This window comes from Mucilaginibacter sp. (assembly GCF_028288205.1).
GTDB lineage: Bacteria > Bacteroidota > Bacteroidia > Sphingobacteriales > Sphingobacteriaceae > Mucilaginibacter.
On sequence record NZ_JAQBOD010000011.1, the window covers coordinates 1 to 22,168 of the forward strand.

At 41.7% G+C, this 22,168-nt stretch carries 21 protein-coding genes and 1 tRNA gene; 8 read left to right on the forward strand and 14 right to left on the reverse strand.

All coding sequences use genetic code 11. From position 1 onward, the window contains the following. Together JWR23_RS02130 and JWR23_RS02135 are read right to left on the reverse strand one after the other, a co-directional pair. Window positions 1–227, reverse strand: a 227-nt coding sequence (locus JWR23_RS02130; protein ID WP_299512352.1) for an Arm DNA-binding domain-containing protein, incomplete at its 3' end; no start/stop codon positions are given. 252 nt (window positions 228–479) lie between these two features. Next, window positions 480–553 (reverse strand) — tRNA-Asp (locus tag JWR23_RS02135). Between the two features lie 824 nt (window positions 554–1,377). Here JWR23_RS02135 and JWR23_RS02140 point away from each other — a divergent pair. Both JWR23_RS02140 and JWR23_RS02145 read left to right on the forward strand, forming a co-directional pair. Continuing rightward, on the forward strand, window positions 1,378–2,517 hold the full coding sequence (locus tag JWR23_RS02140; protein ID WP_299512354.1) for an acyl-CoA dehydrogenase: 1,140 nt from the start codon (window positions 1,378–1,380) through the stop codon (window positions 2,515–2,517). A gap of 45 nt (window positions 2,518–2,562) precedes the next feature. Beyond that, on the forward strand, window positions 2,563–3,789 hold the full coding sequence (locus JWR23_RS02145; protein ID WP_299512356.1) for a peroxiredoxin: 1,227 nt from the start codon (window positions 2,563–2,565) through the stop codon (window positions 3,787–3,789). A gap of 5 nt (window positions 3,790–3,794) precedes the next feature. On the opposite strand, the gene JWR23_RS02150 is transcribed toward JWR23_RS02145, so the two are convergent. The 5 genes from JWR23_RS02150 to ffh form a co-directional block, all read right to left on the reverse strand. Next, a complete protein-coding gene (locus tag JWR23_RS02150; protein WP_299512359.1) occupies window positions 3,795–5,336 on the reverse strand; it encodes a YifB family Mg chelatase-like AAA ATPase in 1,542 nt (513 codons plus the stop codon). A 548-nt stretch (window positions 5,337–5,884) separates the two neighbouring features. Beyond that, the gene (locus tag JWR23_RS02155; protein WP_299512360.1) at window positions 5,885–7,468 is read right to left on the reverse strand and encodes a M1 family metallopeptidase; all 1,584 of its coding nucleotides are present in this window, start codon (window positions 7,466–7,468) and stop codon (window positions 5,885–5,887) included. Continuing rightward, window positions 7,468–7,722, reverse strand: coding sequence for an energy transducer TonB (locus tag JWR23_RS02160; protein ID WP_299512362.1), 255 nt, complete (start codon window positions 7,720–7,722; stop codon window positions 7,468–7,470). Before JWR23_RS02160 ends, JWR23_RS02155 begins: the two co-directional genes overlap by 1 nt. Further along, entirely contained in the window at window positions 7,709–8,206 is a 498-nt protein-coding gene (locus tag JWR23_RS02165; protein WP_299512364.1) for a hypothetical protein, read from the reverse strand. The genes JWR23_RS02160 and JWR23_RS02165 overlap by 14 nt, the downstream gene beginning before the upstream one ends. A gap of 54 nt (window positions 8,207–8,260) precedes the next feature. Then, complete coding sequence (ffh, locus tag JWR23_RS02170) at window positions 8,261–9,586, reverse strand: signal recognition particle protein (protein WP_299512366.1); 1,326 nt, start codon at window positions 9,584–9,586, stop codon at window positions 8,261–8,263. 182 nt (window positions 9,587–9,768) lie between these two features. Between ffh and JWR23_RS02175 the strand changes: the two genes are divergently transcribed. Then, window positions 9,769–12,231: a DUF5916 domain-containing protein gene (locus JWR23_RS02175; protein ID WP_299512369.1), complete on the forward strand. Its 2,463-nt coding sequence runs from the start codon at window positions 9,769–9,771 to the stop codon at window positions 12,229–12,231. Window positions 12,232–12,241: 10 nt separating this feature from the next. Here the strand turns inward: JWR23_RS02175 and JWR23_RS02180 are convergent, their stop codons facing one another. From JWR23_RS02180 to ruvX, 7 genes are all read right to left on the reverse strand, one after another. After that, complete coding sequence (locus JWR23_RS02180) at window positions 12,242–13,267, reverse strand: DUF3078 domain-containing protein (RefSeq protein WP_299512371.1); 1,026 nt, start codon at window positions 13,265–13,267, stop codon at window positions 12,242–12,244. A gap of 41 nt (window positions 13,268–13,308) precedes the next feature. After that, window positions 13,309–14,076, reverse strand: coding sequence for a hypothetical protein (locus JWR23_RS02185; protein ID WP_299512375.1), 768 nt, complete (start codon window positions 14,074–14,076; stop codon window positions 13,309–13,311). A 63-nt stretch (window positions 14,077–14,139) separates the two neighbouring features. Beyond that, the gene (locus JWR23_RS02190) at window positions 14,140–15,024 is read right to left on the reverse strand and encodes a glucosaminidase domain-containing protein (protein WP_299512378.1); all 885 of its coding nucleotides are present in this window, start codon (window positions 15,022–15,024) and stop codon (window positions 14,140–14,142) included. 28 nt (window positions 15,025–15,052) lie between these two features. Next, entirely contained in the window at window positions 15,053–15,595 is a 543-nt protein-coding gene (locus JWR23_RS02195; protein ID WP_299512380.1) for a glucosaminidase domain-containing protein, read from the reverse strand. 2 nt (window positions 15,596–15,597) lie between these two features. Then, entirely contained in the window at window positions 15,598–16,236 is a 639-nt protein-coding gene (locus tag JWR23_RS02200; protein WP_299512382.1) for an O-methyltransferase, read from the reverse strand. 81 nt (window positions 16,237–16,317) lie between these two features. Further along, window positions 16,318–16,692, reverse strand: coding sequence for a GxxExxY protein (locus tag JWR23_RS02205; RefSeq protein WP_299512385.1), 375 nt, complete (start codon window positions 16,690–16,692; stop codon window positions 16,318–16,320). 52 nt (window positions 16,693–16,744) lie between these two features. Continuing rightward, the gene (gene ruvX / locus JWR23_RS02210) at window positions 16,745–17,155 is read right to left on the reverse strand and encodes a Holliday junction resolvase RuvX (RefSeq protein ID WP_299512387.1); all 411 of its coding nucleotides are present in this window, start codon (window positions 17,153–17,155) and stop codon (window positions 16,745–16,747) included. A 171-nt stretch (window positions 17,156–17,326) separates the two neighbouring features. Between ruvX and JWR23_RS02215 the strand changes: the two genes are divergently transcribed. The 5 genes from JWR23_RS02215 (at window position 17,327) to rmuC (ending at window position 22,095) form a co-directional block, all read left to right on the forward strand. Continuing rightward, complete coding sequence (locus JWR23_RS02215; RefSeq protein ID WP_299512390.1) at window positions 17,327–18,469, forward strand: hypothetical protein; 1,143 nt, start codon at window positions 17,327–17,329, stop codon at window positions 18,467–18,469. Window position 18,470: 1 nt separating this feature from the next. Then, a complete protein-coding gene (locus JWR23_RS02220; RefSeq protein ID WP_299512392.1) occupies window positions 18,471–19,847 on the forward strand; it encodes a regulatory iron-sulfur-containing complex subunit RicT in 1,377 nt (458 codons plus the stop codon). A 3-nt stretch (window positions 19,848–19,850) separates the two neighbouring features. Then, window positions 19,851–20,333: a gliding motility lipoprotein GldH gene (locus JWR23_RS02225; protein ID WP_299512394.1), complete on the forward strand. Its 483-nt coding sequence runs from the start codon at window positions 19,851–19,853 to the stop codon at window positions 20,331–20,333. A gap of 66 nt (window positions 20,334–20,399) precedes the next feature. Further along, window positions 20,400–20,654, forward strand: coding sequence for a hypothetical protein (locus tag JWR23_RS02230; protein ID WP_299512396.1), 255 nt, complete (start codon window positions 20,400–20,402; stop codon window positions 20,652–20,654). A gap of 55 nt (window positions 20,655–20,709) precedes the next feature. Continuing rightward, window positions 20,710–22,095: a DNA recombination protein RmuC gene (gene rmuC / locus JWR23_RS02235; RefSeq protein ID WP_299512399.1), complete on the forward strand. Its 1,386-nt coding sequence runs from the start codon at window positions 20,710–20,712 to the stop codon at window positions 22,093–22,095. The last annotated feature ends 73 nt before the right edge of the window (window positions 22,096–22,168 follow it).

Sequence of the window (22,168 nt, forward strand, 5' to 3'; positions counted from 1 at the left end):
ATTTTAAATTGAATATCATCAAGATAAGCGTTTAGTGTTCTGGAATCCGCTTTTGATCCGGTAGCCCGGCCGCTCACTGCATCCCATCTTTCAGGATCACATTTTCGACTGACAGCGAGTTCAGTCCGTTGGCCGTCTACGGTAATGCGTAAATAGATTGGCATCTCACCTGATTGATAATTTTTAGGCTTTCTCAGGGAAAAAAGCATCGAGAGTGTCGTTCTCATGACTTTTGATTAATTAAAAGTGAAACAAATTTGATTAATTAATCACCTGGAATCAAGATGTTCAATGATTGAACAAGCTGTATATCAATTTATTATGCGCTAATTCGGGAGTTCGTAAGCAGACTTGAAATGACTCCCGAATTACTCGCATTTTCTATGCGAAAAGATGAATAATTTGGTATGCCCTGAAAATGAAAAACCCCTCAGATGATGTCATCTGAGGGGTTTTTACTGTTTTTGATATTGAAAAAGCGGAATGGACGGGACTCGAACCCGCGACCCCATGCGTGACAGGCATGTATTCTAACCAGCTGAACTACCACTCCGTTTGGGATGGCAAATATACCTTACATTTTTCATTACACAAGCTATTTTTTTAAAAAACTACTAAATGGCAAATTATCAGTGATTTAACTATGCAACGGGTATTAATAATGTAGTTAAATTGTAGTGTTTGTTTGTATAGTATTAAATACAACCACTGTATACAATAGCAGATTGCTGTGTGATTTTTATATACAGTTTTAATATATTCCCCTGAAAAATCCGGATAATGAAACATCAAAGTAATAACAAACCTTTCGCAAAGTCTCTATGCGGATATCAATTTTACCTGATTCAAGCCGGGCTATATTTATGTTCGTATCAGAGTAAAACTTCTCTTGCGTAACCCGGTTTTGTCTTCTTAATCTTTTAATTTGTAACGAGACCTTCTTTTTGAAGGCGTTGTCAGATGTATTAAGATATTCAAAATCGGTTAATAGCATAATATTACATTTTATTAATCAATAGCTAAAAATAAAATTTAACTGTTATTACGGCTAATATAGTATATAATTGGCGATATTTTATTTTAAAATTCTGACGTATAAGTCATTGTTTGTACCGCGTTATGGCAATACATTTGTTCTATGATTATCGGCCTTGCATGTAATCTATGAAAACATATACGGACATCTACCTATGAAATTCGTTTTGTTTTAAATTCTCAGACACCCAGGCTGGGGTTTTTTGTTCTTTGTTTTGGGTTTAATCAATAGTTTAAATTAATTAGGGGAAAGAGAGCTTTTTTTGAAGCTCTCTTTTTTTTGCCAAAATTTTTTACTATGCGTGCATAATAGTTTATATATTTACTGTTTAAGGTTCATATATGTATTTTGAGTTATCCGAAGAACATTTAATGATACGTCAGGCGGCGCGCGATTTTGCACAAACAGAATTAAAGCCCGGCGTAATAGAACGCGATGAGCATCAAAAATTCCCGACCGAGCAGGTGAAGAAGATGGGAGAATTGGGCTTTTTAGGCATGATGGTATCACCCGAATATGGTGGTAGCGGCATGGATTCGATCTCTTACGTATTAGTCATGGAGGAGCTTTCAAAAATTGATGCTTCTGCATCGGTAATTGTCTCTGTAAATAATTCATTGATATGTTATGGATTAGAGAAATATGCCAATGAAGCGCAAAAGCAAAAATACCTGGTACCATTGGCCAGGGGCGAAAAAATAGGCGCTTTCTGCTTATCAGAGCCGGAAGCAGGATCAGACGCTACGGCGCTTACCACCACCGCTATTGATATGGGCGATTACTATTTGCTAAACGGCGTTAAAAACTGGATCACCAACGGTGGCACGGCATCAACTTACCTGGTAATGGCACAAACCAATCCCAGCAAGCGCCATCACGGTATAAATACACTGATAGTAGAAAAAGGTATGGAAGGCTTTACTGTTGGGGCCAAAGAAAATAAAATGGGCATACGCGGCTCTGATACCCATTCACTGCATTTTAGTGATGTTAAGGTTCCTAAAGAAAACCGGATTGGCGAGGATGGCTTCGGGTTTACGTTTGCTATGAATACGTTAGAAGGGGGGCGCATAGGTATAGCCGCGCAGGCGTTGGGTATAGCCTCTGGCGCTTATGAACTGGCGCTGAATTATGCCAAAGAACGTAAGGCGTTTGGCAAAACCCTGGCCGACTTACAGGCCACGCAATTTAAACTGGCAGATATGGCTACAGAAATTGAGGCCTCACGCTTATTATGTTTAAAGGCCGCCTGGCTAAAAGATAACGACAAACCCTACGCGCAGGCAAGTTCTATGGCTAAATTATACGCGTCGCAAACGGCAATGAAAACCACGGTTGAAGCGGTACAGATACATGGCGGATATGGCTTTGTAAAAGAATACCATGTAGAACGCTTAATGCGTGATGCCAAAATTACCCAGATATACGAGGGGACTTCTGAAATTCAACGAATTGTCATATCGCGCGAGGTATTGAAATAACCGATTGATTTTATTTAGTTTTGGTGAACATCAATATTTGTCAAAATGAAAGTCAGATCGTTATTAGCTATATTCTTACTTGTCCTGTCGCTTCCTGTTATTGCGCAGTCTACTCTTAAACCCGGTATATGGCGTGGCGTAACCAAAACCGCTATTGGTGTTGAAATCCCATTTAATTTTGAAGTAAGTAATGTTGAGGGCCATAGCCAGCTGGCTGTGATTAATGGTACCGAGCGCATTAAAGTAACTGATATAAAGTATAAAGGCGATTCTGTTTTTATACGTATGCCACTATTTGATTCTGAATTTAGATTAAAGCTGGCAGCCGGTAATCTGGCTGGCAAATGGATAAAAAATTTAGGCGATAAGTATGTGTCGATGGACTTTATGGCTACGCCAAACACACCATGGCGCTTTAAGGCTCCGCAAAAACCTGAGTTTAATATTACAGGCAGATGGGCGGTTCCATTTGGCGAAGGCGATAAAAAAGACCTGACCGTTGGCGAGTTTAAGCAGATAGGCTCAAAACTAACCGGTACATTTCTATCAACCACCGGTGATTATAGATACTTAGAAGGTGTAGTTAGTGGCAATGAATTGTTTTTATCCTGCTTTGATGGCGGGCATGATTATTTGTTTACTGCAACCATCAACAGAAATAAAATAACCAATGGCAAGTTGTATGCGGGCCTTACCAGTATAGACCATTGGACAGGCATTAAAGATGCAAATGCCAAATTACCCGATGCTTATTCGCTTACTGCACTAAAGCCGGGCTATAAAAAATTGGCTTTTACATTTAAAGATGTAAAAGGCGACAAGGTTTCGCTTACCGATAGCCGCTTTAAAAACAAAGTGGTTATTGTTCAGATATTAGGTTCATGGTGCCCTAACTGTATGGATGAGACGGCTTACTTAATTAATTACGATAAAAAATATCATTCAAAAGGTGTGGAAGTAGTTGGGTTGGCTTATGAGCGCACTACCGACTTTGCCAAATCGCAAAGAACGGTGCAGCAGTTAAAGAACCGTTTCAACATCCCTTATCCATTGCTGATAACCGGATATACACCAACCAATGGCGATCCGGCTAAAAGCCTGCCTATGATGGCTAAAGTATTAGGGTTTCCTACAACTATTATAATTGATAAAAAAGGCGATGTGCGTAAAATACATACCGGGTTTAGCGGCCCGGGTACCGGCAAATACTACACAGATTTTATAGCAGAATTTGAAAAACTGACAAATGATCTGCTGACTGAGAAAGGGTAGTATTGCTACCCCGCCCAGCCCTCTCTATCCAAACTCCTAAATTGTATAGCCTCGGCCAGGTGTTCTATTTGGATATCTTCGCTTCCGGCCAAATCGGCAATGGTACGTGATACTTTCAGGATACGGTCATAGGCCCGTGCGGATAGGCCTAATTTCTCCATTGCTTTTTTAAGCAAAGTTTGCCCTGCCGCGGTAATTTTGCATAAGTCGCGCACCATTTGCGGGCTCATCTGGGCGTTCGCGTGCAGATCTGGTCTGTCGCCAAAGCGGGCTATTTGTATCTCCCTCGCTTTTATTACGCGTTCGCGGATATGTTCGCTTTTTTCGGCCAGCCTGTCGGATGCCAACTCATTAAAGTTAACCGGTGTTACTTCCACATGCAAATCGATACGGTCAAGCAGCGGACCAGATATTTTACTCAGGTATTTTTGCACCATACCCGGCGGGCAAATACATTCCTTCTCGGGGTGGTTATAATAGCCACAGGGGCAGGGGTTCATGCTGGCCACCAACATAAAGCTGCTGGGATAATCAACTGAGAATTTGGCGCGCGATATGGTTACTTTTCGCTCTTCCAGCGGCTGTCGCATAACCTCTAATGCACTGCGTTTAAACTCGGGCAACTCATCCAAAAACAAAACACCGTTATGTGCCAGCGATATTTCGCCGGGCTGTGGATTGCCGCCGCCGCCAACAAGCGCCACATCACTTATAGTATGGTGCGGCGACCGGAATGGCCGGATAGTAACCAACGCGTCGGCTGCAGAAAGCTTGCCGGCTACCGAATGTATCTTGGTTGTTTCTAAAGATTCATATAAACTCAACGGCGGTAATATAGATGGCAGCCTGCGCGCCAGCATAGTTTTACCAGCCCCCGGCGGACCAATCAATATGGCATTATGCCCGCCTGCCGCGGCTATCTCTAATGCTCGTTTAATATTTTCCTGCCCCTTTACTTCGCTAAAGTCGCTATCATAATTGCAGAGGCTGTTGTAAAATTCTTCGCGGGTGTTTACCACCTCGCGGGTTAACTGTACATCGCCGTTAAAAAATCCGGCAACCTCGGTGATGCTTTCCACGCCATAAACTTCCAGGTCGTTAACAATGGCTGCCTCGCGGGCATTTTGTTTGGGCAGAATAAAGCCTTTAAAGCCGTCTTTACGTGCCTGTATGGAAATAGATAAAGCGCCTTTTATTGGCTGTAAGCTGCCGTCGAGCGACAGCTCGCCCATAATTAAATACTTATCCAGTTCTTCTGCATTTATTTGATTAGAGGCAGCAAGAATGGCTGTGGCAATGGTCAGGTCATATGATGAGCCTTCTTTTTTAATATCGGCAGGGGCCATATTAACTATGATCCGCTGACGGGGCATACGAAAGCTGTTTGTAGATAATGCTGATTCTATTCGCTGCAGCGACTCGCGCACTGCATTATCTGGCAGGCCAACTATCGCGTAATAGATGTTGCCCCCGCTTATATTTACCTCGACCGTAATAGTGATGGCTTCTATGCCATAAACGGCGCTGCCAAAGGTTTTAACTAACAATGTGATAGATTTTAATTAAGCGTAAGATATATATTTTATTTGGACGTTTTTATATCGGATTGCAAATCTGATGATGCTAAAGCCCGAGATTCGCTTATTGGTGTTGTCTCCTTTGGTGTTAGATTTTGTTTCACGCGAGAGTGAAACAAAATGTAACAAGCGAAACAAGATTTTGAGTTAAAGTATTGTTTATAAGCTAATTACCAAAAAGTGGTGAAACAAAATGTAACAACTTATTCGTCAGTACTTTTAAGTATGATTTTATATTTATATGTTGATAATCAGATAGCTGCAAATTGCCTGATTTAGGAGTGATGAAACAAGATATGAATCACGTGAAACACCCATTTCACCATTCGTTCCGGCCTCCCGATAAGCCACAAAATAAAAACCATATCATTTCGACGAGGAGCGAGGAGAAATCTTAAACGCCAAGCATGGTTGCTTGGCAGGGTGTATAAGATTTCTCCCTACGGTCGAAATGACAAGCGGGAGTGTTTCGAACACCTCTAATTTAAATAATTTAAAATCCGGACTAACAATAAAGTTTATTTCACTTCCGTCCCCGTAAAGCTCGCCAATAAATTCACATCAGGATCAACTTTTATAACCGATGGGTTTTGCCCTGCGGGGATATTAATGGCCGCAGACCGGTCGGTCATATTTATGGTATGTAGTTGCCCATCAACGGCTATCTCTAACGGAAAGCTGTATAATACCTTTTGGGTTTGGTTAACTTGTATGTTAACGGTATGACTGGCTGCATCATATTTCCAGTTTATGGCAAGGTCCGGATGCCCTGCTGTGTTTAGCCATTGTTTAAAAAACACTTCCAGATTTTTGCCGCTTACTTGTTCCATCACCGTACGAAAATCGGTAGTGTTGGCGTTGCCACCTTTATATTTGGTGAAGTAGGTGCTTATACCCCTCCAAAAAACATCATCACCCAATTGCCTGCGTAACATATGCAATGTCCAGTTACCTTTTTCATAGCTGTTGGCATTAAGCAGCGGCATATAGTTGGTTTTTACAGCGGTATCAACAACCGGAGTGAAACGGACCTTTTCAAACTTTAATACTTTTGTGCGGTCGGCCGTTAAACGCTTTTTTATGGTGTCTATGCCATATTTGCTCTCGAGATAATAATTGGTTAGGTAAGTAGCAAAGCCTTCGCTTAGCCATAGATGATGAAAGTCTGTTTCGCTTACCGCATCGCCAAACCATTGGTGGGCAATCTCGTGCGCCATTAGTTCTTCAATACCCTTACTGTTTACCGATTCTTCGAAATAGAAAATAGCGCTGGCATTTTCCATACCGCCAAATATGGTTTTTGATTGCACATTAGCCAGCTTTTTATAAGCATACGGACCAATTTTATCGATATAAAATGGCAATATCTGCGCGGCAACCGCGTAGCTTTTAAAGCCAACTGCCTGGTTCTCGGGGAACACATAAGTATAAACCGGTATACCGTTAACATCTGCGGGATGATCTATAGCGAATTCGGCTACGCCAATAACCATAACTTTTGTGGGCAACTGCGCGGTTTCTGCCCAATGGGTTAGTTTAAGTTTATTTGGCAGCGTTGTTTCGCTTTGCTTTAATCCGTTTGCTATAACCTGGTAATGGCTGGGCGCGGTAACTAAAAAATCAACCGGGGCCTTATCTGCAGGCTCATCAACGCAGGGCAGCCAGTTATGCGCACGGTTGGGCCAGTTATCCCCAAAAAAGGTGCGATGCCCAAATTTATTGGTAGATATGATCAAGCCATCGGCCGGTATGCCTTCATAAACAATAGTATAGGTTTTCTGTTGATTTTGTGTAGCTATGGTATATATCTTCACCGCATCGCTGTCCTGCTTAAATTCAATGGCTTTGCCATTTTGCAGTACTGTACTTACCAACATGCCCTTGCCTTCGGCATTTTTTTTAACCAGGTTAATATTAAACGATTCCGCACTTTTTAAAAACTTAACCGCGATATCTGCCCGGCCCTTTATAACGTTATTGGCATCGTTTAACTGTATGGCAAAGTTGTAGTGCTGTACATCTATTATTGCGTCGGGAAGCTGGGCAAAGCCTCGAGCAATCATCAACCATCCGGCTAAAAATACAAATAGGATTTTTTTCATTAATTAAGTCTAAAACTAACCGGTACTAAATACTCTGCGGTTACAGGTTTGCCGTCTAATATACCCGGCAGCCAATCGCCGCCAATGTTTTTAACAACTCTCAGCGCTTCCTCGTCGCAGCCATAGCCAACAGCGTTTTTTACGCGATAGTTTGACACCACCCCATCTTTATTAATGGTAATTGCCACAACAACTTTGCCTTGTACACCCCTTAGGCGGGCAGTCGTGGGATAGCGCAGACTATGTACTAACATATTCGTAAACCGGCCATTGCCCTCTAAATATATAGGGGGGGGGTTCCAGGTGTGTTTTAATAGTATCTGCGCCGTTGATTACCCCATAGATTGCTGCCGCAGCTGTCGCGCTTGGCACATAAAGCACTATTTTATTGTTAGTATAATCGTATTGTATTACCAGTTCATACTTATAATTGTAGCCGCTCCATATGCCCACTTTTTTTCCTTGCTGATAGCGTCCGCTGTCTAATACGCCGCCTTTCCAGTCGGAATAGGTCCATAAACCATCTTTCAGGTTGTTTTTGTAGTTTCCCTCGCATATCAGTTTATCTGTAAACATTATATACGATTCGTACTTTCCTTCTCGTATTTTTTTATCAGCCTTTAAAACATAATACTGTTCTTTTATTCCTGTTTCCTGGTTTCGGTCGGTAACCCTTATGGTTTGAGCGAAAGCTTTTACAGAAAATAAAAAGACTATAAGTAATATCCGGGTTTTCATGCCCTAAATATAACTTATAGTCCAAATATTAGTTACTGTTTGTAATAATTTTTGCTACCGAGGCATTCTCTTCATCATACTCGCCATAGCTGCCGGGTTACTCATCTGCTTCATTACCTTGCGCATATCTTCAAATTGTTTTATCAGGCGGTTTACTTCTGCCAGGTCGGTGCCCGAGCCTTTGGCTATACGTGTACGGCGGCTTTGGTTTATGGTATCCGGGTTTTCTTTTTCGTGCGGGGTCATGGACTGAATAATGGCCTCTATGTTTTTAAAGGCATCATCCTTTATATCTACGTCCTTCATCATTTTGCCAACACCCGGTATCATGCCCATCAGGTCTTTCATGTTACCCATTTTCTTGATCTGCTGTATCTGGCTGAAAAAATCGTTAAAGTCGAATTTGTTCTTGCGGATCTTCTTTTGCAGTTCGGCAGCTTCCTTCTCATCAAATTGCTGCTGGGCGCGCTCAACCAATGATATCACATCACCCATACCCAAAATACGGGATGCCATACGATCGGGGTGGAAAACATCCAGCGCTTCCATCTTCTCGCCGGTACCAATAAATTTAATAGGCTTGTTTACAACAGATTTTATAGACAATGCCGCACCACCGCGGGTATCACCATCCAGCTTGGTTAATACAACGCCGGTAAAGTCAAGGCGGTCATTAAACACTTTGGCTGTATTCACGGCATCCTGGCCGGTCATGGCATCAACCACAAATAATATCTCCTGCGGATTTACAGCGGATTTTACCTGCTCTATCTCCACCATCATAGCCTCGTCAATAGCTAAACGGCCGGCGGTATCTATAATAATAACGTTGTGCCCGTTTTGTTTGGCAAAGGCAATACCTTCTTTTGCTATCGCGATAGGGTCCTTCGATTCGCGGTTAACATAAACCGGCACACCTATCTGCTCGCCTAAAACCATTAGCTGGTCCATAGCTGCCGGGCGATAAATATCGTCGGCAACCAATAGCGGCTTTTTATTTTTTTGTGTTTTTAAGTAATTGGCCAGCTTTCCGGTAAACGTTGTTTTACCCGCGCCGTTCAAACCGGCAATTAATATTATGGTTGGCGATGTGCTAAGATTAAGCTCGGCAGCGGTACCGCCCATTAACGCGGCCAGCTCATCATTCATGAGCTTGGTTAACAACTGGCCCGGCGACACGGCGGTTAGCACATTTGCACCTATGGCTTTTTGCCTTACATCATCTGTAAAAGCTTTGGCTGTTTTATAGTTAACGTCGGCATCCAGAAGGGCTTTGCGTATTTCCTTCATGGTCTCGGCCACGTTTATTTCTGTAATAGTTCCTTGTCCCTTCAGGACCTTAAATGCCCTGTCGAGCTTATCTGAAAGATTTTCAAACATGCGTATTATTTACTTTAAATTCCCAGTATTTTGAGGTTACAAAGGTATGATTTTGTTGCAATTATGCCTTAATGATTTAACAAACGGTTGCACATATTTAACGCTCTTTAACTATTCATTAACAAAAACATTGTAACGTTTTTTCTACCTTGTCGTCTTATACCTAAGCCATCAGCACATTTATGATGAAATTTTTACCTGGTCTTTTTCTTTCCTGTATAACCCTTTGTGCGTATTCGCAGGCTCCCGTTAAAAAACTGGATGCGGTTAAAGTAGCCACCCCGCCTAAAGTTGATGGTGTGCTGGACGATGAAGTTTGGAAAAATATACCCATAGCTACCGGTTTTATTGAGAACAACCCGGTAGCCGGCCGGCACGAAAAACCCGAAGAGCGCACCGAAGTAAAAATTATATATGATAACACGGCAATTTATGTTGCCGCGCGGATGTATGAAACATCGGCTAAAAAGGTAGCTGATGAGCTAACCGCACGCGACCAGATAGCACATGATGATTTTTTTGGCGTTATACTTGACACTTATCTTGATGGCTTAAATGGTACCGGTTTTTATGTAACCGCTGCCGGGGTACAGTTTGATGCCAAGTATGTTCCAACCAGCGGTGGCGGCAATAATGAGGATGCCACCTGGAACGGTGTTTGGGTAAGTAAAGTAAAAATAAACGACGACGGCTGGACGGCCGAATTTAAAATTCCATATTCTGCCCTGCGTTTTGGCAAAAAAGACATACAAACCTGGGGTCTTAATATGATACGCAGACGCCAATCTACCCAGGCGCAGCTTTTTTGGAACGAGATTGACCCTAAAAAGAACGGATTAATGAACCAAGAGGGCCAACTAACCGGACTTAAAAATATAACCCCGCCATTACGCCTGGCTTTTTATCCTTATTTTTCTACCTATGTAAATCATTACCCTTACAATACACCGGGTATAAAAAATACTACCAACTCTGTAAATGGGGGCATGGATGTAAAATATGGCATTAACCAAAGCTTTACGCTTGATGTAACCCTGGTACCCGATTTTGGGCAGGTACAATCAGACAATAAAATACTTAACCTGACACCTTTTGAGGTAAAGTACACAGAGAACCGGCCATTTTTTACCGAAGGCACCGAGCTGTTTAACAAGGGTAACTTATTTTATAGCAGGCGCGTTGGCGGCCAGCCTATTAATTATAGCGCGGCTTACAGCAACCTCAAATCCGGCGAATCTGTTATCAGCAATCCTGTAGAGACGCGGTTGTTAAATGCGACCAAGTTATCCGGACGTTTATCAAATGGTTTAGGTATTGGTGTTTTTAACGCGGTAACCAATGCGGCCAACGCGGTTATTGAAGACGCGGCAGGCAATCATCGCCTGGTACAAACATCGCCGGTAACCAATTATAATATTCTGGTGCTGGATCAAAACCTGAAGAACAACTCTGATATCGCTTTAATTAACACCAACGTTAGCCGGTTTGGTAAAGATTATAGTGCCGATGTAGGCGGCATTGTTTTTAACCTGAACAATAAGCCTAACTCTTATAATCTTACCGGTTATGGCATGATGAGCAATCTGTTTTATACCAACAAACCAACATCCACCGGTTTTAACTATGAAATTGGCGGAGGGAAAACACAGGGCAATTTTACCTGGAGCTTTTACCAGGATTTTGTTGACAATAATTATAATCCTAACGATTTGGGTATCCTTTCATTCAATAATTATTTTAACCATACACTTAACCTCAATTACTATGATTATAAACCAGGCAAGCTTTTTAATCAATGGGGAATATTTTCATCTACGCTTTACTCGCGCAGGTATAAAGAGTCGGCATACCAAAATTTAAACATTAATGCGGGTGCCTATTTAAGATATAAAAACAACTGGCAAAGCAATATCAACATTAACCATAATTTAGAGGGAAATGATTTTTATGAGCCACGTGTCGCCGGGCGGTATTTCCGCACGGCAGAGGAGAATAATATCAGCATGAATTTAAATACGAGCCGTTCTACCCGGTTATATGGCGGTATTTATTATATGCAACGCATATATAACCGCTTTGGCGGACATGGTTCTGATGCAGAAGTGTACTATACTTACCGCGTTAACAATCAATTTTCATTTGGGCAGGATGTTATCTATTCGCCGCGGTATAATAGTACCGGGTTTTCAACCCTTGATACCTTAAGCAAAAACCCTGTTTTTGCCAGGCGCAACATTCAAACACTCGAAAACATATTTAATATAAAATATACTTTTAACAATGTAATGGGTTTGTCTTTCAGGCTTAGGCATTATTGGTCTAAACTTAACAATCAGCAATATTTTGATCTGGCACCAAATGGCGAACTAACAAATTTAACTTCATCGCATTTTAACCAGGATAATGACCAGAACTATAATGTCTGGAATATCGACATGATATACCAGTGGGTATTTTCGCCGGGCAGCGAGATAAGCGTAGCCTGGAAAAGCTCGTCATTAACCAATACTACCCTGGCCCGGTATGGTTATTTCAATAATTTTGACAACACCCTCAATCAACCTAAAAACAATAATTTTTCGTTTAAAATATTGTATTATATCGATTATCAGAATTTAAAAAAGAAAAGCAAGAATAAGCCGTGATCAAGACCGGTTATGGAAACCTGTAAGCTATCCCCAAAGCCATTCCTTCTGTGCCCTGCGGATCGCGCGAGGTACTCTTATCATACAGGAAGGTGCCGTTTACTGTAACGTTTATCAGGCGGTTTACTTTTGCGGTCAGAATGGCATCAATGCGGTGACTGGTATAGGCAAGGGCACGCTCATAGGGGATAAACAACGCGTACCGGGCATTGATATGCATGTTTTTCATAAAGTCCTTATCTAATATAGCTACTATCTGGAAAGCCAGGTCGTTTTTAAAAGTATGCCCCGGCAGCACGCCATAATTAGCAGGCTGGTTATGGTAAATGGTGGTGTCTTTTACAAAGGTTTGGCGGGCGGTACCGGTACCTATACGCAAGTCGAAGTATTTTACCGGTTTATATTCAAACCCCAGCGATTCGGTAAGGTAGCCGGGTGCCATAAAATTAGAAAGCAGCAGCGGGTTAGCAAGTACGGCCCCGCTTGCATTAGTGTATTGAAATCCTTTATCAAACTGTGATTCAAAACTTAACGAGCCGAAAAAGAACCAGTGTTTGGATAATTGTGTAGCTATTTTATTATCAAAAAATATTCGGTCGTTTGTTTTGCGCGAGCCCTGGCCCTTGTTTTTTGAGATGCCGTAAATAAGATTTAGCTCGGCAGTATAATCAAATGGCGATTTGTTATATTCGGTTTTAAAATCAAAGTTTGTTCCAAGCGCTATGGCGTTAACCCCACCGGCGCTATAATTATTACTAAATGCCGACTGGCTAAAGTTTAACCCAAATGTTATCCATTTATGCCAGTAGTTAACTTTATAGTCAAGCATAGATAAAGGTATCAGTTCGGGCTCTATCTGCAGAGATCTTACACGAACAGGCAAGGCATTTTTAGGCGGGTCTATCCTGTATTTGTTAAGTAAGGCGGTGTCAATTTTAACACTGTCTTTTTTTGATGTATCCGTTTTTTGAGCCGACGAGGTTATTGCGGCTAAAAAAAACATAAAGAAGACTACTGCGGATCTTGTTTTATACATACAGGCTACAAAGAAAAGCAAAATTCTGTTTTTATGCAGATTTATTCCTTTTTTGCCGGCGATGCAGCGTTAACTTTGGGTGGATATAATGGCGCCAACGCATGCGCACCGGGATTGCGCAAATATCTTCTGTAATTGGTTCTTATGGACAATATAAAATCATATTCGCTGGAATTGGTAACCAGGTAATATCCGGGCCGGTACTTTAACATAAAATCGGCCAGCCGTTTGTCTTTTAAACCGGTTACCCTACCTACCAGTGTTTTATTAAAACGATAATCTATAACATCCTGCTTGTAGTCCTCATCTATGGTTTCGCGTAAATGTGCCGCGTTGCGGCCGCTTCGGCTGAATATATTGTATAAAGCATCTATCCCCAAACCAACTCCGCTGGGACCAAAATTTAAAAGGTCTCGGTTTGCTAATGGCCCGTATGCCTTGCTAAAATCGCTTTTCTTTGCCAGCAATCTTTTTTGGGGGTCCATTAAGGTATCAAATATGGTAACTTCTTTAAGCTGTATAGCCATCCGCTTTAAATAAATAGCCAGGGGTATATAGCTTTGTACTTTTATGGTATCGGCAAAATGTTCTTTTTGGCTAAAAACCAATTGGTCGCCGGGTTTGGCCTCTATAGTAAATACCCCGTTTAAATTATCATAAACAGATACATGGGTATTCAGGTTTAGTATATTAACCCTTGATAGCCTATCCTTGCTTTCGGTATCAAACACAATACCCGCAACAGAGGTTTCCTGGGCAAGGGCATGCACCGATATAATAAAAAAAAACAGAAGTAGTGCCGGTTTCATTAATGGGTCAAAACTAAACGTTTATAATGCTGCAGCATACATTTTAACAATAATTAACAGGGGTTATTTGGCTATAATCAGCGCCTGGCCAATCTTGATGCCATTGTCTGCCATGTTATTTAATGCTTTAAGTTCATCAACAGTTAAGCCAAAACGTTTAGAAATGTTGTATAGTGTGTCGCCGGTTTTTATGGTGTATAATTTATTGGTTGGTGTGTTTTGTACGAGCGAGTCTTTTATTGATTTCCCTATATTCTGATTGATCTGGGCCAGCACCCGGTCTTCCCGCTTAATTTTCTGAATTTCACCTTCGGGGCGATCATACTGATCCAAATGGTATTTTTCTATAACACCAATTAATAACTGCGGATATTTAGGATTGGTTGCATACCCCGCCTGTTTTAAACCATTGGCCCAGCCCTGGTAATCGTTCTTATCAAGCTCGAACAACGCTGCGTAGCGCTTTCTTTTTAAAAATTCTGAATGGTCGCGATAAGAATCTTCGGCCTTATCGTATACCCGGAAACAATCGTTCTCCTGGTCATCATCCTTGTAGTAGCTTTTGCCTTTCCAGTCGCTGGTGCATTTAATACCAAAGTGATTATTGGCAATCTTTGCCAGGTCGCCATTGCCGTAGCCCGATTCGAATAGCCCCTGCGCCAGGGTAATACTTGCCGGAATGCCATATAAATTCATTTCCTGTATGGCAATGGTTTTAAAGCGATCAATATAAGAAGCTACGGTAAAAGGCACATAATTGGCAATAGCTTCGCTGCGTGCTTTTTGAATAATAGCATTGTTTTTGTGAGCCTCACTCTTAGAAATAATTGGAGCCGGACTGTGGGTAATGCCTTTTTTATGCACGGAGCATGAGCTAAAAAAAACTACTACAATAAATAAACAAGTGTTTTGCCTTAAAGTTAAGGCGGTGAGTTTGGCATGGTTCATTGTGCCAAAATAAGTTTTATTACTGTAATTATGGATTGGTTGAATTGTTTTGTGCCATTTGAGGTTTATCATCCGGGGTTTGGTCCAGCTCATTTAGCTGATATTTACGGATGATGGCTAATACCTGCGATCCCCATTTTTTGCTGCTGGCATAGCCACTGCGCTGAATACTTTTAACCCATTTTTCATAATCGCACAGCGTAAGATCAGAAGCAAGGCGGCCCAATTGCTGGCGCTGAGTAATAATTCGGGCAAAATCATCAAAAGAGTCTAATATTGAATCGTATTTTTTATAGGCAGAGTGTACCTTCTTTTTATGTTTATAAAATACAGCACCGCCGCCGCCTTTTACTCCAAATTGATTGTTCAGATTTTGAGCGATGGCGCTGTTGCCGCAGCCCGATTCATGCATGGCTATCCCTAATATGATGCTGGCGGGTATGCCTGTTTCATGCATAATGGCTATGGCATTGTCTTTAAACTGTTCTATATAAGATAGTGAAGTGTTCTTTTGAGCGAACGCGCCGAAAGATGATATCAGTAGTGTGATAATCAGTAAGGTTTTCTTCATAATTATTTTTTTTGAATGAGCAAAAGGCCGTCCCGCACAGGTAGTATCAGTTTTTCAACCCTTGTGTCGGCAGCGATCTGGTCATTTAGCTTGCGGATGTTTACGGTATCGGCGTCATTTTCGTTGCCGTATACTTTCCCTTTCCACAAAACATTATCAATTATTATTAATCCTCCGGATCTGACTTTGTTAAGTATTAACTCAAAGTAAAGTAAATTATTTTTTTTATCAGCATCTATGAACACTATATCGAAGCTTTTTTCGTCCAAGCTGGCTATTACCTGCTCTGCAGCGCCAAAATGAAGCCTGATCTTTTTTTCCACATTTGTTAGTGAAAAGTGTGTTTTAAGCATTTCTTCCAATTCGCGGTTAACCTCAATGGTGTGGATCAAGCCATCTTCGGTAAGGCCCTCGGCCAGGCAAATTGTTGCATAGCCGGTAAACGTCCCAATCTCCAGGATGCGTTTGGGCTGCATCATTTTGCTAAGCATACTTAGCACGCGGCCCTGGTAATGGCCAGATAGCATATTGGGTTTTAACACCTTTAAATACGTTTCCCTATTGATGGTTTGCAAAGCCTCCGGTTCGGGTTCGCAATGGTTATCTAAGTAGGTTTGTAGGTCGCCGTCAAGGATTTCCATGGCACAAATGTAGGGAATTTGAAATTAATGGGTTTTGAACCATGATTTATAGGATGGGCGGATTGCCTTGATTGTATGACGTTAAAGGATTTTATTATTGTGGACGCGTTTGAATTGTAAACTTTTTGCTCCAAAATTTATTAATAATCCTATTTCCATTTTATAGGCTTCAACATACTTCATTGCTTGTGCCAGGTGAACATCTTCTAAATTTATTATTGCTTTTAATTCTACCATTATCACATCTTCTACAAAGAAATCAACCCGCCTTGTTCCCACATCTATTCCGTCGTAATATATTGGCATTTCTAATTCTCTTGCAAACCCCAACCCTTGTTTTTGCATTTCAATTGCCAAACACCGCTGATAGATTACTTCTTGAAATCCGTTGCCCAAAATACCATGAACCTTCATAGCATACCCAATTATTTTTTCAGTAAGTTCCTTGTGTTTCATATATTAATTAATCAAGGAAATCAAAAAATCCTATAAATCATGGTTCAGAAAATTAACGCGTTTTCTCCATCCAACCCTGCAACAAAATCACCGCCGAAATATTATCAACCAGCTCCTTATTTTGCCTTGCTTTTTTACCCATTCCGCTTTGCGCGATAACCGCCGACGCCATTTTTGAGGTAAAGCGCTCGTCGAGCATTTCAACAGGTATTTCAGGAAAAGTTTTTTTAAGCAGGTTAACAAACCCCTTAACATGTGGGGCCGATTGTGATGGCGTATTATCCATTTGCTTGGGTTCGCCAACAATAAAACGCTCCACCTGTTCGGTCTGCAGGTATGTTTTTAAAAAATCTATTATTTTATTGGGATGGATGGTGTCTAAGCCGGTAGCGATGATCTGCAATGGGTCTGTAACCGCAATGCCTATGCGCTTGGTACCATAGTCGAAGGCCATTATCCTCATGGCTTCGCAGAGATTAGGGGTTGGAGATTAGAGATTGGGCCTGTCATGTAGCAAATATAGTTTATCGGTGGTGTTTTTTAATGAAAATCCAACCCGCCCAATCTCTACCCTCCCATCACTATCTCTAAAAACATATCCCACATTTCAATTCTAATTATTATTTTGCACCAAATGCAGTTTAAACAAATAGTAGGACAGGCGGTAATCAAGCAGCGGTTAATCAATTCGGTAAAAGAAAACCGGGTTAGTCATGCGCAATTGTTTTTGGGGCCCGAGGGATCGGGAAGTTTGGCCCTGGCAGTTGCTTACGCCCAATACTTATCCTGTTTGGATAAACAGGCCGATGATTCCTGCGGCGAATGTTCGTCCTGCCGCAAGTATCAAAAACTAATGCACCCTGATCTGCATTTTACCTATCCTACGTTTGGCCTGCCCAAAGAAACATCAATAGATTTTATTGATAGCTGGCGGTTGGCTTTTTTAGAGAATAACTATTTAAACCTTGATATATGGCGCAGCTATCTGGACGCCGGTAACAAACAGGCCAATATTAATATTGCAGATTGCCACCAGATAATTAAGAAGTTAAGCTTTAAACCTTTTGAGTCTGATTATAAAGTTTTAATACTATGGCTGCCTGAGTTTTTAGATAAGCAAGGCAATGCCCTGCTTAAAATTATTGAAGAGCCCCAGCCAAATACTTTATTTTTATTAGTAGCCCAAAACCAGGACCAGATATTAAATACCATCCTGTCTCGTACGCAGCTGATAAAAATACCGGCGTTGAATTATAATGATATTAAGGAAGAATTAATAGCCCATCATCACCAAACAGAACATGCCGCAGCCGAAATTGCCTATTTAAGTAATGGCAATTTAACCGACGCGCTTATTATGCTGCAACAGGAAAATAAAAGTTACCATACGCTGTTTGTACAGTGGCTGCGCTTTTGTTTTGCCAATAAGGGTATAGAGATAGTTGGTTTTGTAGAGCAGCTATCCAAAATGGGCCGCGAAAACCAAAAGAATTTTTTACGTTATGGCATCAGCTTTATAAGGGAATGCTGTTTGCTGATAGCCGGTGCCGGCGAATTGGTACACTTACCTTCGGCCGAACTGGAGACCGCGCAAAAGATGGCAACCATCATGAACATTTCCATGAACCAGGCCATTATTGCCGAGCTGGAAAAGGCACATTATCACGTTGAAAGAAATGCAAACCCTAAAATTTTATTTTTAGATGTATCTTTACAGCTAATCAGTTTTTTAAAACTTAAATCAAGCCCGCAAGGGAATCAATATATAGCGAATTAATATGGGATGTGGAAGTTGCTCAACCGGGGGCGGATGCTCGCCGGCAGGCTGCAAAAGTAATGGCTCATGCCTCACTGGCGGATGCAGTAAATTAGATGTTTATGACTGGCTGTCGCATATGGATATGCCGGTTAATTATAAGCCATTTCAAATTGTAGAGATAAAATTTAAAGGCTCACGTAAAGAGTTCTATTTAAATAACGATAATATTTATTTGGAGAATGGCGATCTGGTGGTGGTTGAAGCGGCCACCGGTGGGTATGATATTGGCCATGTATCTATAACCGGCGAACTGGTTAGGATGCAAATGGTAAAGCGCAGAGTTAAAGAAGAGGATGTTTTAAAGAAGATATATCGCCGCGCTACACCTGCTGATGTGGACAAGTGGAAAGCCGCCAAAGATATGGAATGGGAAACCATGCATAGCGCGCGCAAGCTGGCACTTAGCCTTAACCTGTCTATGAAGTTAAGCGATGTAGATTACCAGGCCGATAAAACAAAGGCTACTTTTTATTATACTGCAGAGGGCAGGGTTGATTTTCGCGAGCTGATCAAGAAAATGGCCGAGACTTTCCGTATTCGTATAGAAATGCGCCAGATAGGCATGCGCCAGGAAGCAAGCCGCTTAGGTGGTATTGGCTCGTGTGGCCGCGAGTTATGCTGCTCTACCTGGTTAACTGATTTTAAAACAGTTTCTACCTCGGCGGCACGTTATCAAAATCTTTCTTTAAATACGTTAAAGCTGGCAGGGCAATGCGGTAAGTTAAAGTGCTGCTTAAATTATGAGCTGGATACGTACATGGATGCACTAAAGCACATCCCCGATAACGTAAATTATTTAAAAACGCTTAAGGGAGATGCCCGCCTGCAAAAAACCGATATCTTTAAAAAACAGATGTGGTTCAGTTATCCCCGCGAAGAATCATGGATAGCGGTACCTATTCACCGCGTTAAAGAAATTCAGCAAATGAACAAGGATGGCGTATTGCCTGATGATCTGCTGGTATTTGTTGAGATGGAAACCGAACCTGTAAAAGCCCTGGACTACGAAAATGTTGTTGGCCAGGATAGCCTTACCCGCTTGGATGAGCGCAACCGAAACAAAAAGAAAAATAAGAACCGCAATAAAAACAAACCAAACCCCAACGGACAACCGCGCCCGGCTAATGCTGCCGGACAGCCAACCCCCAACGGACAACCGCGCCCTACTAACATTGCTGAACAGCCCAACCCGGGCGGGCAGGTAAACCCGCAGAGGCCAAAACCGGAAGGCGGCAACAATAATCCGAACAGGAACAGAAAACGGCCAAATAAAAACAGGAATAACCCTAATCGCCCCAATGGAAACACTGGTGGAAACGAATCGCCAAAAGAGTAAGCAATGAAAAATGCTTTAACATATATATTCCCTGCCATGATGGCTTTTATACTGTTGTCATGGACGGGTTGTACAGACCCTAATGCAGTTGTCGATCAAAATATAGAGATCGTTAATAATAATTGGGCCTACTCTAATAAAATAAAGTATGCCGTTAAGGTTGATAATGAGCAAACTCCTTATAATCTTTACCTAAACTTGCGGGTAACCGGCGATTATAAGTATTCTAACCTGTTTGTGCTGATCTATCAAACTAATCCGGATAAAAAAGCAACCGGTACCCGGTATGAGTTTAAGCTGGCAAATCCTGATGGGGAGTGGCTGGGACAGGGGTCGGGTAATTTATATAGCTACCAGATACCATTTCGTTTAAACTATAAATTTCCGGCCAAAGGTGTTTATACCATTCAAATAGAACAAAACATGCGCGATAACCCCCTGCATGAGATAAGTGATATTGGCCTGCGTGTAGAAAAAGCACAATAATTTTACAAACTAATTTCGCGCTAATTTCGCGGGCTTGTCGTTATTATATCGAAAGCCATCATAGTTATGAAAAAATTATCTTTTATTTTAGTTTTAGCCGCTGCAGCTACTTTATTTGCCTGCAACGGTACCCCAAATAAAACCGGTGGCACCACTCGTGATTCGAGCGCCAGTCATGATAATTCCGGCCTGGATACAGCATTCGGTGCCGGGGTACCGGAGGCAGAATCAACCAGCGGAACAGATACCAGTACTACCGGGCAAGTAACGGACGACCCTACGGCCGATACGCTACGGGCAAGACCTAAAAAACATCATTAATTTATTACCATAACTCATTTTTCTTTACTTTCGTTTTGCTAATATTTTTATCAAAATGATTGTTGCTGCTTTAGTTGCCTCCCTTGTAATTCTTATAATTTCTGTTTTGCTTTTTTTAAAGCGGCCAACAACTGCTGATGGTATTTCGGCAGATGAGTTTGCGCGTTTAAAAACTGAAAATACAACTCTTAGTATATCTTTAGCCAAAGCCGAAGAACGTGCGCTGGGCCTGGGTTTGGAGCGCGATAAAGCCGATAAACAATTACAGGATGAACGCGAACGATACGATGCCGCCATAACCGCATTAAACCAGGAATTGCTGGCCGAAAAGAACCGAATGGCTAAAGCCGAAGAATCATTTAAAGCACAGCGCGAACGTTTAGGCGAACAGGAAAAAAGCATACAGGATATCCAGCAAAAGTTTCAAAAGGAATTTGAGAACGTTGCCGAGAAATTGCTTAAAGAGAAATCGAAAGAATTTATTGATGTTAACCGTACCAATTTGGATATTATCCTTAATCCGCTTAAAGAAAATCTGAAAGCATTTGAGGATAAGGTAGACAAGGTGTATAACATGGAAGCTGCCGAGCGCAATACCATGAAAGGGGTAATAACTCAGTTAATGGAGCTGAACAAGCAAATTAGCGACGAGGCGCAAAACCTAACCAAAGCCCTGAAAGGCGATAATAAAAAGCAAGGAAACTGGGGCGAGGTTATATTGGAGCGTGTTTTAGAGCGTTCTGGCTTAGTTAAGGACCAGGAGTATCGACTGCAAGCCAGTTTAATCGGTATAGATGGCACCCGCCTGCAACCCGATGTGGTGATTGACCTACCGGATGAAAAGCACCTGATCATTGACTCGAAAGTTTCTCTGATAGCCTATGAGCGCCTGGTTAATTGCGAAACAGAAGATGACCGCAAGCTATTCTCTAAAGCACATGTAGAATCAATAAGAAGCCATGTGCATGGCCTGTCATCTAAAAACTATCATGATCTGTACCAGATCAACTCACCCGATTTTGTGTTGCTGTTTATACCTATTGAATCTTCTTTCAGTTTCGCTGTACAGATAGATTCTGAACTGTTTAGTGATGCCTGGGATAAGCGGGTGGTTATTGTGAGCCCGTCAACCTTGCTGGCTACCCTGCGCACTATCGCCAGTATTTGGAAACAGGAGCGTCAAAACCGCAACGTGCTTGAAATTGCCCGTTTAAGCGGCGCCATGTATGATAAGTTCGTTGGTTTTGTAAACGATATGGAAGGCATCGGCAAAAATATTAAGCTGAGCCAAAACGCTTATGATAATGCAATTAGCAAACTAACGGAAGGCAATGGTAATTTAACCAAAACTGCCGAGAAAATTAAGAGTTTAGGCGCTAAAGCCAATAAGCAATTGGATCAGAAATATATTGAGGTTGGAGATGATGAGCCGGTAGAATAGTGAATTCTATTACCGCCCTTTAACTAATCACCTAATGACCCATTCGGGTCAACCTCTTTGTAGAAAAACCCCA

What these genes read in the sequence shown, in the direction of transcription:
- JWR23_RS02140 (WP_299512354.1), top strand. Translation starts at nt 1,378, where the DNA reads ATGTATTTTGAGTTATCCGAAGAACATTTAATGATACGTCAGGCGGCG.
- JWR23_RS02145 (WP_299512356.1), top strand. Translation starts at nt 2,563, where the DNA reads ATGAAAGTCAGATCGTTATTAGCTATATTCTTACTTGTCCTGTCGCTT.
- JWR23_RS02155 (WP_299512360.1), bottom strand. Translation starts at nt 7,468, where the DNA reads ATGAAAAAAATCCTATTTGTATTTTTAGCCGGATGGTTGATGATTGCT.
- JWR23_RS02160 (WP_299512362.1), bottom strand. Translation starts at nt 7,722, where the DNA reads ATGTTAGTACATAGTCTGCGCTATCCCACGACTGCCCGCCTAAGGGGT.
- JWR23_RS02165 (WP_299512364.1), bottom strand. Translation starts at nt 8,206, where the DNA reads ATGAAAACCCGGATATTACTTATAGTCTTTTTATTTTCTGTAAAAGCT.
- ffh (WP_299512366.1), bottom strand. Translation starts at nt 9,586, where the DNA reads ATGTTTGAAAATCTTTCAGATAAGCTCGACAGGGCATTTAAGGTCCTG.
- JWR23_RS02175 (WP_299512369.1), top strand. Translation starts at nt 9,769, where the DNA reads ATGATGAAATTTTTACCTGGTCTTTTTCTTTCCTGTATAACCCTTTGT.
- JWR23_RS02180 (WP_299512371.1), bottom strand. Translation starts at nt 13,267, where the DNA reads ATGTATAAAACAAGATCCGCAGTAGTCTTCTTTATGTTTTTTTTAGCC.
- JWR23_RS02185 (WP_299512375.1), bottom strand. Translation starts at nt 14,076, where the DNA reads ATGAAACCGGCACTACTTCTGTTTTTTTTTATTATATCGGTGCATGCC.
- JWR23_RS02190 (WP_299512378.1), bottom strand. Translation starts at nt 15,024, where the DNA reads ATGAACCATGCCAAACTCACCGCCTTAACTTTAAGGCAAAACACTTGT.
- JWR23_RS02195 (WP_299512380.1), bottom strand. Translation starts at nt 15,595, where the DNA reads ATGAAGAAAACCTTACTGATTATCACACTACTGATATCATCTTTCGGC.
- JWR23_RS02200 (WP_299512382.1), bottom strand. Translation starts at nt 16,236, where the DNA reads ATGGAAATCCTTGACGGCGACCTACAAACCTACTTAGATAACCATTGC.
- JWR23_RS02205 (WP_299512385.1), bottom strand. Translation starts at nt 16,692, where the DNA reads ATGAAACACAAGGAACTTACTGAAAAAATAATTGGGTATGCTATGAAG.
- ruvX (WP_299512387.1), bottom strand. Translation starts at nt 17,155, where the DNA reads ATGAGGATAATGGCCTTCGACTATGGTACCAAGCGCATAGGCATTGCG.
- JWR23_RS02215 (WP_299512390.1), top strand. Translation starts at nt 17,327, where the DNA reads ATGCAGTTTAAACAAATAGTAGGACAGGCGGTAATCAAGCAGCGGTTA.
- JWR23_RS02220 (WP_299512392.1), top strand. Translation starts at nt 18,471, where the DNA reads ATGGGATGTGGAAGTTGCTCAACCGGGGGCGGATGCTCGCCGGCAGGC.
- JWR23_RS02225 (WP_299512394.1), top strand. Translation starts at nt 19,851, where the DNA reads ATGAAAAATGCTTTAACATATATATTCCCTGCCATGATGGCTTTTATA.
- JWR23_RS02230 (WP_299512396.1), top strand. Translation starts at nt 20,400, where the DNA reads ATGAAAAAATTATCTTTTATTTTAGTTTTAGCCGCTGCAGCTACTTTA.
- rmuC (WP_299512399.1), top strand. Translation starts at nt 20,710, where the DNA reads ATGATTGTTGCTGCTTTAGTTGCCTCCCTTGTAATTCTTATAATTTCT.